General features: G+C 66.5%; 4 protein-coding genes and 1 pseudogene. All 5 read right to left on the reverse strand.

All coding sequences use genetic code 11. The features are described from left to right. A partial coding sequence (locus WAN71_RS13605; RefSeq protein ID WP_422225837.1) for an SDR family NAD(P)-dependent oxidoreductase occupies positions 1-727 on the reverse strand: 727 nt, incomplete at its 3' end. Further along, positions 727-11,337 (reverse strand): amino acid adenylation domain-containing protein, encoded by a 10,611-nt coding sequence (locus WAN71_RS13610; RefSeq protein ID WP_422225838.1) that lies wholly within the window; start codon positions 11,335-11,337, stop codon positions 727-729. The genes WAN71_RS13605 and WAN71_RS13610, both read right to left, overlap by 1 nt. A gap of 364 nt (positions 11,338-11,701) precedes the next feature. After that, the gene (locus WAN71_RS13615; protein ID WP_422225839.1) at positions 11,702-11,845 is read right to left on the reverse strand and encodes a hypothetical protein; all 144 of its coding nucleotides are present in this window, start codon (positions 11,843-11,845) and stop codon (positions 11,702-11,704) included. Between the two features lie 4 nt (positions 11,846-11,849). Then, complete coding sequence (locus WAN71_RS13620) at positions 11,850-12,662, reverse strand: GTP cyclohydrolase, FolE2/MptA family (RefSeq protein ID WP_422225840.1); 813 nt, start codon at positions 12,660-12,662, stop codon at positions 11,850-11,852. 522 nt (positions 12,663-13,184) lie between these two features. Further along, a pseudogene (locus WAN71_RS13625) lies at positions 13,185-13,440 on the reverse strand (O-methyltransferase); the annotation flags it as partial.

A 13,440-nucleotide genomic window follows, 5' to 3' on the forward strand; every position in this document is an offset into this window, starting at 1 on the left:
GGACCGGCGCGACGCCGCTGATCGCAGCGCCCAGCCGCTCGCCGCCGGACGCCACGACTACCTCGGGCCGATCCCGCTCGACCGCCCGGACCACGGCCCGGGCCACTTCCTGCGGGGAGCTCGTACCGGCATACCACGGCAGGGTGATTCCGGTCCGGGCGAACATGCCCGCTTCGCGGACCCCCGCAGGAAAGACCGTCGAGACGCCGATGCCCGTTCCGTGCAGCTCCTGTCGCAGCGCCAGCCCGAGCCCGCGTAGCCCCCATTTCGTGGCCGTATAGACACTGCTGTTGATGGGTGTCGCGACAAGTCCGGCCACCGACCCGATGAAGACGATGTGACCCGCTCCGCGCTCTTTCATCGGGGCCAGGGCAGCACGCGCAAGTGCCGCGGGCGCAAGGAGATTGATTCGCATCGCTTCCTCGATCGCCTCATCGCTGGCATCCGCCAGGTCCTGCGGGACATCAACGCCGGCGCAGGCCACGAGAATATCCACGGGGTCGGCGTGGTCCAGCAGCTCGCGCACCTCGGTCAGGTTGGTCAAGTCGGCGGCAAAGGCCTGCGCCGGCGGACCCAGCTCGGTGACCAGGCGCTCGAGCTCCGCTGTGCGTCGGCCGGTGACCGTGAGAGCACAACCCCGCGCGGCCAATTCACGAGCGATCGCGCCCCCGATGCCTCCGGTGGCGCCGGTAAGCAGAACGCCTCGGCATTCGAGTCGCATGGGCATCAGAAGCGGTAGGTGGCGCAGCCGATCTGGACGCCTGAGCCGACAGTGACGATCAGCCCGATGTCGCCCGGCCGCACCAGGTTGTTTCGCCGGGCATGCTGCAGCCCGTACGGTAGAGACGACGAGAATGGGTCGGCTTCGGCTGCGATATCGACGAATCGCGAGCTCGGGATGTTAAGGCGCGCAGCAAGTTCGGTGCGGTCCGCGTCGGACAGCTGTGGGGGGAACACGGCAGCGATCTCGGAGCAGTCAAGCTCCTCTAGTTTCAGCAGCTCCTCGACGGCGGCGGGGATGCAGTCCAGGTGGCGGGTTGCCAGGTTCGGATCGCCGTCGATCTGCAGCCAGGTTTGCCCATCTCGCTGCTGGAAATATGTTGTGAGCGCCTCGCTGTATTCCGGGTGGTGGTGAAAGACGAACCGGCCGAAGCCGTCTGCGTCGCCGGCCCTGCTCAGAATGACAGCCGAGCCCGTTTCGCTGAGCCCGTACAGTGGGTGGTCGCTGTCGACGCTGTTGTTTTCGATTTCGGAAGCCACGACCATTACGTGTTCGGCCTTGCCGGCGCCGATCATCTGGACGCCGATCTGACATGCATTGAGGAATCCGACCGCGCCATTGAGCACGTCGAAGGCGAAAGTTTTTGGCTCGTCCGGAGATTCAATGTCGTCGTTGATCCCGAGCTCGCCGGCGACAAGTGCCGCGATGGCTGGCTCGGCTATGAAGTCGTCCCGGTACACCCCGGCGTAGAGGATCAGATCGAGTGCAGCCGGATCGACCGTGCTGTTGTCCAGGCACGCTGTCGCAGCCTGCACCGCAAGGCGGACCGCATCCCGAGGCGCGGACTCAACGACGGGGGCGGTGCCGACCCCGTCGATTCGCACGCCGGGCATCGCCGCTGGCTCAGCCGGTGGCCGGCTGGTCGAGAGGCTGTGGCCGCGTTGGCCGTTGGGTGCCCTGCGCATCCGATCCGGAAGGTCGTCGAACGTGTACAGCGCGGTGCCCACCGTCGTTCCCGAACCGCTGATGCCGAAGACTACGTTGTCGCCGGACTTAATTCGGTTGGCCCGGATCTGATCGCTTAGGGCTACGAAATGTGTTGTGCTGGCGGTGTTACCCCTCTCCGTCAAATTGTTGATCACATTGCCCGAGTGGGCGGCGGCATGTCCGAACATCCGGTTCACCGCGAAGACGGCGTCGTTGATCGACGCTTCCGACGTCTGGTGCATGAGAATGTGATCGCAAAGGTCCGGTCGCCATCCGTGTCGTTGCATCACGGCGGCGACGTACGGCACAGTGCGTTTGACCGCGGTAGCGGTTGCGGCGATGGAGTCGACAGTCATGATCGCGCCGCCGTGCGGGCCATCGCTCGCCTTGGCCACGCACACGGTGCTGTAGCGACTGAGCGTCGCCATATCGATGTCGTGAAAGCCGACACGGCCGTTGGGGCCTCGCTCCAAAAGCACCGCGGCGCCGACGTCGCCGACGGTCAAGCAGGCGAGTCGCGGATCCATCGGCCCTTCGATTTCTTTCTGCGCAGTCTCGGCGATATGACTGATGTATTCGCCGCTGACCACCATGGCGCGCTGGACCAGTCCGGTCTGCAGGAACGCGTCGGCGACGGCGACGCCGGTGAACATCCCCGCACATGCGTTGGAGATGTCAAAAGCGATCGCATCGGTAAGCCCGCATTGCTCCCGCAACCGCGCCGCGGTGCTGGGCTCGTACATGACCTGCCCCGGTCCGTCGTAGCGGGAGATGTTGCAGCAGATGACCAGATCGACTTCCTCGGGCGCATAGGTCGACCGCGCCAGGCATTCGGCTACCGCGTTTCGGGCCAGGTCGATCGAGAACTCGCCGGGCCCAACGACACGCCTACTCTTGATTCCGGTCAGACGCTCCAAGGGTATGCCGATCTCGTTGACGCATCCGGCGAGGACGGTTTCCGTTGAAACCACCTGCGCGGGCAGGTATGTGCCGATGCTTTCGATCACCGTGTTTTGCGTCTGTTGGCCGGTCGCGCGCGCCGGTATCGCAGGATCCGGTGCGGGCAGGCCCTCCTCGGCCCTGCCCGTGCTGACGATCTCGCTGCCGTTTAGATGTTGCACGGCCCCGTCAAGGTCTGGCCCGTCCTCGGCGGTCCGGCCATATTCGGCGGCCAGCTCGGCGATCGTGCCGAATAAGAACACCGACTCCGGCCGCAGCGGTAGGCCGGCCGTCTTGGCCCGCACCGCGACCTCCAGGCTGTGGGTCGACGACCCTCCGAGAGCGAAGAAGTCGTCGTGCACGCCAATCCGTTCCCGATCGAGCACGTCACGCCAGATCTCACTGAGGATCTTCTCGGCGGGCGTACGTGCAGCGACGAACGCCTTCTTTTGCACCGGGGCTGCCTCTCCCGCGGCCGCGAGGGCCCGGCGGTCCACCTTTCCGCTCGACGTGTGTGGCAGTGCCTCCGCCACCGAGAAGACGGCCGGCACCATCGCCGTGGGGATCCAGTCGAGGAGGAATCGGCGCAGCTCAGCCGTGGTCGGGGCGGGCTGGCTCGCCGCCACGATGTGGGCGACCAGCCGGGTGTTGCCGCGGCCGTCGTCTCCCGCCACCACTGCGCTCTCCCGAACCCCGGGGTGTTTGCCCAGCGCGGCCTCCACCTCGCCCGGCTCGACCCGCACACCGCGGATCTGCACCTGGTCATCGAGGCGTCCGAGGTACTCGATGTTGCCGTCGGGCAGATACCGCGCCAGGTCGCCGGTGCGGTAGAGCAGCTGGCCGGGATCGTCAGCGAACGGATCGTCGACGACGCTGGCGGCCGTCGCGTCGGGCCGGTTGAGGTAGCCGCGGCCCACCGCGACGCCGCCGATAAACAGCTCGCCCGGCACACCCACCGGTACCGGCTGGAGATGGGCGTCCAACAGGTGAATGCGGGCGTTGGCGATCGGTCGTCCGATTGGGACGGTGCGGCTGTTTGCACCGCGTTGGCAGCGGAACCCGCTGACGGTGACCGCGGTCTCGGCGGGGCCGTACTCGTTCCACAGCTCGGCATCCAGCATGGCCAGGAATTGCTGAGCGAGCTCGTCGGAGAGCGGTTCGCCGCCGCACGTTACCGTGCGCAGTGCGACGCAGTTCCTAACTTCCGGCTCGGCGAGGAAAGCCCGCAGCGTCGATGGCGTGAAATGCACCGCGGTGATGGACTGCTCGATCACGGTCCGGACGAGGTAGGCGGGGTCTTTGTGACCGTCGGGTTGCGCGATGACCAGCTGTGCGCCGACGGTCAACGGCCAGAAGATCTCCGCCACTGAGGCGTCGAAGGTCATCGGCGTGTGGTGCAGCACCCGGTCGTCGGAAGTGAGCTGGTAGGTCGCCTGCATCCACAGCAGCAAGTTGCGGACTGCGCCGTGGGTGTTGAGCGCCCCCTTGGGCACGCCGGTGGAGCCAGAGGTATGGCAGACATAGGCGAGGCTGTCCGAGGTTGTAGTGGCGACGGCGGCAGCGGTGTCAGCGGTGTCCTCTGGCACCGGATGCTCTGGGGAGTCAAGGCACAGTTGGTGGCCGCTGAAGTCCGGCAGGCGCTCAAGGTGCCGGCGGTGCGTGACGCAGACCGGCGCGTCCGGCGCGTTGCTCATGATGGCCGCAGTGCGGTTGATGGCTTGCGCCGGATCCACCGGCATGAAAGCGCCACCCGCCTTGAGCACGCCCAGCAGTGCGATGACCAGGTCGGCCGAGCGGTCCAGCACGACCGGAACGATGCTGTCCGGTCCGACCCCGAGGTGCTGGAGCTGATGTGCCAGCGCATCCGCGCGCCGGTCAAGATCGGCGTAGGTCAGCTCGTCGTCGCCCAACGATATGGCGATCGCGTGCGGGCTGCGTCGCGCCGTTGCCGCCACCATCTCGTGCAAGCAGTCGGGGGCGCTGAAATCGGGGTAGCCGACGCGGGTGTCGTTCCACGCCAGCTGCGCGCGGCGCTCGGTTTCGGTGAGCAGCCGCAGCTCCGACAAGCGCGTTTCGGGATCGGCGACGATGCCATCGAGCAGCGTGGTGAAGTGCCCGGCCATCCGCTCGATCGTCGCGTCATCGAAGAGGTCCGTGTTGTATTGCAACTGGCAGATGAACTGCCCGTCGGTGTCACCCACCTGCATCATCAAGTCTATGGGCGCGCCGCCCTGGCCGATGTGAACGGTCATCAGGTCAAGCGCCGCTCGATCCGGGATCCCACCCCTACTGTCCCGGAATCGACGTGTCTGTTCCCAGGCGAACGAGACCTGGAAGAGCGGCGTATGGCTGAGGTCACGGGCCGGGCTAAGCCGCTCGACGAGCAGCGCGAAGGGGTAATCCTGGTGCGCGAGCGCGCCCAGAACGGTCTCCTTGACGCGGCCCAGCAACGACGTGAACGTCGGGTCGCCTTGCAGGTCGGGGCGCAGAACCACCGGGTTGGCAACGTACCCGACCAGACTGTCCAGCCCCGCCTGATCGCGGCATCCGAAGGGTGAGCCGATGAGCAGGTCGTCTTGGCCACTGTAGCGATGCAGCAACGTGGCGTACGCCGCGAACAGCGTCATGTACGGCGTGACGCGAGCGCGCCGGCCTACCTCCCTGAGCCCGTTGGCCAGCCGACTGTCCAGGGTGAAGCGATGTACGGCGCCGCGGTAGGTCTGAACCGCTGCGCGTGGCCGGTCGACGGGTAACCGGAGGTTCGGGGGCAGCTCGCCGGCCAGCTGGTCACGCCAGTACTGCCACAGGCGCTCGCCTTCGGCTCCCGCCAGCATCCGTGCCTGCCGGTCCGCGTAGTCGACGTAGCGCTCTGGGCAGATCGAGGGCGGCTCTGCACCGTGTTCTGCGGCGTAAAGCTGGCGGAGCTCGTCGAGGATGACGTCGATGGACCAGAAGTCGACGGCGATGTGGTGCACCGCCAAGACCAGGACATACTCGTCGGCTGCGGGCTGTAGCAACGTCAGCCGAAATACCGGGCCGGCCTGCAGATCGAATGGGCGATTGGCCTCGCGACGTATCCAGTTGTGAAGCTCGTCGGGGTGCACGTCACGTCGGTCGATATGCACGGGCCACTCTGTATGGACGAGTTGAACCGGCTGGCCGTCGTGTACGGCATACGTCGTGCGCAGTGTTGCGTGCCGCTCGACGACCGCCTGGGCGGCGCGTTCCAGCGCCGACACGTCGACATCGCCACTCATCCGCCCGGCGTAACTGATGGTGTACGCGGGACTGCCGGGTGCGAGTTGGTAGAGAAACCACAGCGACTGCTGTCCGTAGGACAGTGCATGCCCCGGCCGGTCCTCGAGCTCCTCGGGCAACCGGGCACGCGTTGCATTGGTGTCGGCTGCCACGGTCTGATCAGGCTGCGCTGGACCGTCGCCCGAAATTCGGTCGCCGAGCCAGTCGGCGAGGCCGGCGATGCTTGATCCATCCAGCAACTGGACGACCGACACAGCGATGCCCAAGTCGCGCTCAATCTGGGTGCGCAGCTCGACCGCGATGAGCGAGTCGATCTCCAGGTGGTTGAGGGGCACTTCAATGTCGAGACTCGACGGCGTCATTCCGAACTTGCCGGCAACCTGATCGCGCAGGTACGACTCGAGCAACCGTTGGCGCTGCTGCCTGTCCGCCCGGCGCGCAGCGACGTCAAGGCTCGCTTCGTGTCCATTCGCGTTCGCGTCGCCGGCGGCCAGCTTGCCCACCGCTGCCCGCATCAGGTCGCCGATCAGCGGCGGGGTCAGACCGTGGCGCAATTCGGAGCCGAGCAGGCGCCGCGCCGTGCCGAAGGCGCGCGTGGCCCCGGCTATGACCGGCTTGAGGAGAGTGGCGGCCGGCAGGACCGCAGACCCATTCACCCGGTGGTCCGTCGGCGCGCCGTTGGTAGCGATGGGGTCCAGCCAGAAACGCTCGCGTTGCCACGGGTAGGTGGGCGCCGCCACGCATCGAGCGTCCGATGGATGTAGCTGCTCCCACGCAACCGACTGGCCGCGGGTGTACAAAGCGCCGAGGGATGCCAGCATGGCGGAGCGTTCCTGCTCGTCGCGGCGCATTGACGGCAGCAGGGTGCAGGCGCGACCCAGGTCCTCCGCGTCCTCGCGGACGGCGCTCAACAGGATGGGATGCGGACTGACCTCCAAGAACGTGTCACGGCCGAGGTCCAGCAGTCGCCGCACCGCCGCCGAGAAGCGCACCGGCGAGCAGAGGTTCTCCACCCAGTAGTCCGCGTCGAGGGCGCCGTCGGCCACCAGATCGCCCGTCACGGTGGAGTACATCGGTATCGCCGCTGGCGCAGGCCGGATTCCGGCCAGCACGTCTTTCAGATCGTGGCGCAGCGCATCCATCTGTGGGCTGTGGGAGGCCACATCAACATCCACCCACCGGCAAAATCGGCCACGCTCCTCCAGGGTCGCCACCAGATCCGCCAAGACCGCCGGATCACCGGAGAGCACCGTCGATCGATGGCTGTTGCTGGCCGCGATCGCGACCCGACTCTGGTGGCCGGCGATGAGGTCCCACGCCTCTGCGATGGAGAGCTCTGCTGCCACCATGGCCCCGCTGCCAATCGTCCGCCGCAGCAGCCCGGCCCGCCCGCAAATCACCCGTGCAGCGTCTTCCAGGCTGAGGACACCGGCGACGTGTGCTGCCGCCACCTCACCGAGGCTGTGGCCCACTACGGCCTCGGGCTCGACGCCCCACGACCGCCACAGCGCGGCCAGCGCGACCTGGACCGCGAAGATCGCGGGCTGGATCATGCCGATATCGGTCAGTGGGGAATCGGTTTGGTCGCTGAGAAGTTCTGCGACTATGGATCCCTCCGGGGCTCCGTCCAGGTATGGGCGCATAGCGCGGTCGCACCTGGCCAGTGCGTCCCGGAACACCGGCTCCTCCGCGTGCAACCGCTGCCCCATGCGGTACCACTGCGACCCCTGACCTGAGAAGAGGAAGACCACACCAGGTCGCTGGGGGCGGCAACGTCCAGCGGACAGTCTGCGGCGGGTCGCTCCCTGTCGGTAGGCGGCGAGCGACTCGGACAGCTCGGCACCCGTGTCGCCGACCACCGCCAACCGATGGTCGTGGTGGCCGCGACGCGCGCCGGCTGTGTAGCAGAGGTCGGCAACCGGCGCGCCCGCTGCGAGGGCCAGCTCATACCGGCCCGCCAGCGCGGCCAGCGCCTCGGGGGACCGGGCGGACAGCGACAGCAGCTCCGCGCGATCCTCCGCCGTGTGGTCTGTCGGTTGTGTAGCCCGGACCTGCGGAGCCTCGGTCATAACGATGTGCGCGTTGGCGCCGCCGAAGCCGAACGAGCTGACTCCAGCAGCTGCCCGGGTCCCGTTCTCGGGCCACGGTGTGAGGGTCTGCGCGACGTGAAGCGGCAGGCTGTCGAACGGGATGAGCGGATTGGGTTCCGCGAAGTTCAGGCTCGGCGGGATTTCCCGGTGGCGAAGCGCCAGCGCCACTTTGATGAGCCCGGCTACTCCGGCAGCAGCCTCAAGGTGGCCAATGTTGGTCTTGACCGAGCCGACCATGCACCGGCTGCCGGGCGCCCGGCCCTCCGCCACGATCGTGCCCAGGGCCTGCGCCTCGATCGCGTCGCCCAACGACGTGCCCGTGCCGTGCGCCTCGACGTAGTCGACCGCACCGGGCGACAGATCCGCGCGACGGTAGGCCTCGGCCAGCACGGCTTCCTGCGAGCCCCGGCTGGGTGCCATTAACCCGTTGGTCCGACCGTCTTGATTGGTGGCGCTGCCACGGATCACTGCGTAGATCGGGTCGGCATCGGCCAGCGCGCGACTCAATGGCTTGAGCACGACGATGCCCGCGCCTTCGCCGCGTACGTATCCGTCCGCCCGGGCGTCGAACGTCTTGCAGCGGCCGTCCGCTGCCATCACACCAGCGTTGCTGAAGTTGATACCGAGCGCCGGCGACAGGATGACGTTTGCGCCGCCGACGAGGGCGAGCGTGCACTCGCCGTCGCGCAGGCTGCGGCATGCCAGGTGGACCGCGACCAACGACGACGAACAGGCGGTGTCGATCGCCATGCTCGGCCCGCGGAAATCGTAAAAGTAGGAGAGCCGGTTGGCGGCGATGCTCAGCGCGCTCCCGGTACCGGTGTAGGCATCGATGTGGTCAGGGTGGCCGAGCTGGAAATGTCCGTAGTCATAGGTGGAAACGCCGATGAATGCGCCGGTGCGGCTGCCGGCAAGCCGCTCCGGCACCTGCCCGGCGTCTTCCAGCGCCTCCCATGCCACCTCCAGCAGCAGGCGTTGCTGCGGATCCATTCGCGCCGCCTCGCGCGGCGAGATGCCGAAAAACTGGGGGTCGAACTGGTCGACCTGATCGAGGAACCCGCCCCAGCGAGTGGTCGCGGGCCCTGAGGCGTCCACATTCCAGCGGTCCGACGGTATCTCGGCGACGGCGTCCACGCCGTCGCGGAGCAGCCGCCAAAAAGCCGCGGGCCCATCGGCGCCCGGAAACCGGCAGCCGATGCCGATAATCGCGATCGGCTCGTCCGCCGCTGCGAGCCGCCCACCACCGTCGATCTCGGCCGTTGCGACGGGGCGTTCGTCGGCGGGTCCGTCCCCGGCCAGCTGTCTGGACAGCAGGTCGATCGTGGGGTATTCGTACGCGACCGTGGGCGAGAGCTCGCGGTGAAGCCAGGTTTCCAGCGCGGCGGTTAGCTGGATGGCGCGAACCGAGTCAAGACCGTAGTGGGCGAACGATAACGATGTGTCGATCTCCGCTGGTGATAGGCCGAGCTCCTGAGACAGCCGGGAGACGAACCAGTCCGCGATCTCCTCCGCGCCGCGTCCTTCGCCGACGGGTGCCTGATCGGCAGTCGGTGCGGCTGGGCGGGAATCACGTCGAGACGGTGCGTGCCACTCGGCCAACATGTCGAGGTCGCCGTCGAGAAAGCGCTGCCGGCAGCTGCTCCGCCGGATCTTTCCGCTCGACGTTGTCGGGATCCGTAACGGCTCCAACAGCACCACGGCGTCCGGCTGGATCTCGTGGTGCTCGGTGATCGCGGTGCGGATCGCGTCGATTACCTCGCTGATGTCGACGTCAGCGATCCGATCGCGGTCGACCTCCTGCGCGACGATGAGCGGTTCGGAGCCACCCGACTGCGGCGTGCCCGAGAAGGCTGCCCCCCGACCGGGTAGCAGCGCCGGATGGCTGCCCTGCGCCGTCCTCTCGATGTCTTCGGGGTAGTAATTGCGGCCGCGGATCACGACGAGATCTTTCAGCCGGCCTGTGAGGAACAGCTCGCCGTCCATCTGGAAGCCCAGGTCACCAGTACGCAGGAACGGGCCTTTCCCGGTAGCTGTCCCGGTGCTTGCTAGGAACGCCGAGAAAGTCTCCTCCGTTTCGGCGGGCCTGCCCAAATAGCCTTGGGCGATGCTCCCGCCGGCGAGCCAGATCTCCCCAACCGCGCTGTTCGCAGATGGCCGCCGGGTCGCCGGATCCACGATGACGATCTCGTGGCCGCGCTGAGCGCGGCCGCAGCCGACGAACGACGTGGCGGCCGGGTGCTCTGGCGTGACGGTCACGACATGCTGTTCGCGTAGTGCGACGCCGTCGAGGTGTCGCACCACCGGCACGGCCCAATCCGATCTACCGGAAACCAGCAGGGTGGACTCGGCCATCCCATATACCGGGTTGAACGCCTCCGGCCGGAAACCGGCCGGGCCGAAGGCATCGGCGAACCGCTGCAGGGTGGCGGCCCGCACCGGCTCCGCACCACACATGGCCGTCGTCCAGGTGGACAGATCGAGCGCTGCGCGTTCCTCCGCACTGCTGCGTTCGACACAGAGCTCGTAAGCAAAGTTCGGCGCCGTGGTGATCGTGCCGCGGTCCCGGGAAATCGCTTCCAGCCAGCGCATTGGGCGCTCAATAAACGCCTCCGGCGGCATAAGGAAGGAAGTGCAGCCGACGTAAAGTCCTTCGAGGACACCGCCGATGAGACCCATGTCGTGATGGAGCGGCAGCCAGAACACGCCGACCGCGTTGTCGTCTCCGCGTCCCCACGCCTGACGGATTGCATCCAAGTTGTGGAGCAGGTTACGGTGCGTCACCACAACGCCCTTCGGCGAACTCGTTGAACCCGACGTGTACTGCACAAAGGCGGTTGTGTTCGCGTCGACGTCTGGCGCGACCCACTCCGCGGCGCCGTCCGGCGTGATGGCGTCCACGGCGCACCACTGCAGGGAATTCCCGTCGGCCAAGTCGTCCACCGCAGCCTTGAGCTCAGCCTCCAACTTGGCGGTGGTGAGGACGAAGCCGGCTTGCACATCCGCGACGATCGACGCGACGCGGCCCATTACCCGGTTGCGCACCGGCGGATGGACGGGCACCGCGACGGCTCCGGCGTAGATACACCCGAAGAAGCCGGCGATAAAGTCCAAGCCCGAGGGACAGAGGACCAGTACACGTTCGCCCGTAGCGCCCTGCCGTTGCAAAGTGGCTGCGATTGCTCGGGCCTTGATGTCCAGCTCGTGATAGGTAAGCCGACTATGTTCTTCCCCACCCGGGAAGTAGTGGCAATAGTCGAAAGCAACCTTGTCTCGGTAGCGTTCGGCCTGCTGCCGCGTAAGGTCTAGCAAAGTTGGCGAGGGCGAACCCGCGTCCTCTGGCATCTTGTTACCTGATCCTGAGCTCAATCACGGGACGCCGACAACGTCGCCTTGCCTGTCGAGATCTTGCCGGCGCGCAACGCTGGCGAGCATCGGCAGCCATCCGTTACCTCCCCGATCGTCGGACGACCTTAGCCTGACAACGACTCTACCGGGATGTTCGCGTGAAGCGCGGCTCAGGACCTGGGCCGGGGCCGCCGAGGTGCTGATTCTGTCGTCGCAATCTCGGCGACTACCTCCGCAAATCCACCTTCGCGCGCACCGGTGACCACGTCAGCAACTTACGCTGGGCGCTGGGGTGGGATTTCGGCCACCTGACCCAAGATAAGCCCCTGTGTCGACACATAATTCGCCGCGGGGCCTCACACTACGAGCTGTGGTAGTCGCGGACAGGGCGGGGCAACAGGTACAGGTGCGACGCGGGGTGGATATCGAGGACGCCGCGGTCTACCGCGGCGCATCGGATCCAGAGTCGTAGCCCCGCGGCGACGGTGTCGTGGTTGTGCGACATCTCATCAGACAATGACGACACAGCGGAGGGGGTATTCGAAGACGCTCTCGTAGTTCACGATCTGGCAAGTGACCCTGGTAGCCGTCGGGAACTGGGCCCTGGTCTTGTCGGCGATTATCCGGAGCGCATCCTCTGCGAACACCGCGTGGTGGTGGATGGCGGTGACCGCGTCGGCTTCGCCACGCCGCTTGTACAGCTCCCGCACCGGCCCGCTGGCCTCGCCCTCTCCAACGGCGAGCAGGTCGGCCAGGGAACGACCGGCCACTGTCGTCAAGTCCCCGGTCACGGTGATTTCCAGGTCGCAAAGCTGATTGTGGGACGGATGCTCGCCGACGTTGTCCATATCGTCACGGTCGAAGGCGATCGTGCTCTGGGCTTGGGGACAGGCCAGACAAACCTTGAATGCGGCGCCCCAGGTCACCTCGGTCCGCTCGGCCGCCTCGATCCGGCAGATCTCCTCGATCGGCTTGAACCCGCCGTCGTGCGGCAACACGATGGTGGCCCGCGCGTCCACCGACCAGGACGCGGCGTCGGGAACCGCGGCGCGTAGCCGCTCGAAGATGCCTTGGACGTAGTCGAGCACCGTCGGCTGTGGACCTGGCCGGTCAACGCATTCGATCAGCCTCGACATGTGCGCGCCACGCTGGTGGGCATACAAACCGACTGAGATGTCCATGACGACCATCGCCGCACTGCCATGCTCGTCGATCGCGACGATCCGCTTGACCCCGACGTGTCCAACCGAATGCACTGGAATACAGATGTTCGGAACTTCCGAGTGCAGGTCCGGCAGCAGACCGCTGTCCTCATGGGCCATGCTGTTCCACCCCTCCGACTCGTAACCGTCGACAAATGTGCCATCAACTGTGAGTAGCGAGTAGTAAGCACCGAGTTTCCAGAGGCACCCCGGCGCTCACAGTACGCAAGCAGCGTGGCCGATAGGCACTATCGACCGAACATGTCACGAGTGCGGTGCGGGATCGGTTCACTCGCGAGACGGACCGTGGCGATCATCAGCCAAGCCGCTGTGCCTCAGCTGGGCGGTCAGCGTGGCGGGGAACGTCTCGTCTGCGGCCGAGGCCGAAGACCACGGGCTGAAAACTCCTGAGGTCATCGAGACTGCCGTGGCAGCAGTTGATACATCGAATACCGTTGCATGGCAGTAGTTTCCGCGAGCCAGTATGGTGATGCCGGAACAAGCCTGACCGCAGAGTCAGCTCACGGACGTGGTCGGCGTTCGCCGAGCCTGCGTCGTCCGGGGCCTTGTCACGTGGACAAGCTACCGCCACCCAGTATCGGATCAATCGCCTTCCAGGCGGCGATGTGATGATGGCGCGGCTCAGCCCAGGAACTCCGACTCCAGAACCAGGTCTTTGAGTAGCGTCTGATACTCGACGTGGGTTTCGTGCTCGATGGTATGCCACCGCTTGCCTTGCTGTTCCTTCATGTAGGCGCGGTACTTGGGTGCGCCGGGGATGCCGACGTTGTCGGCGACCACGATCGTTCCCGGATGCAACCAGCCCCGATCGACTAGCCGCTGCAGGTCAGCCAGGTACACGTCCTTCCAGTGGTCGAGGAACACGAAATCCAAACAG

Origin of the sequence: Mycobacterium sp. (assembly GCF_049280035.1) — a bacterium.
Classification (GTDB): Bacteria; Actinomycetota; Actinomycetes; order Mycobacteriales; family Mycobacteriaceae; genus Mycobacterium.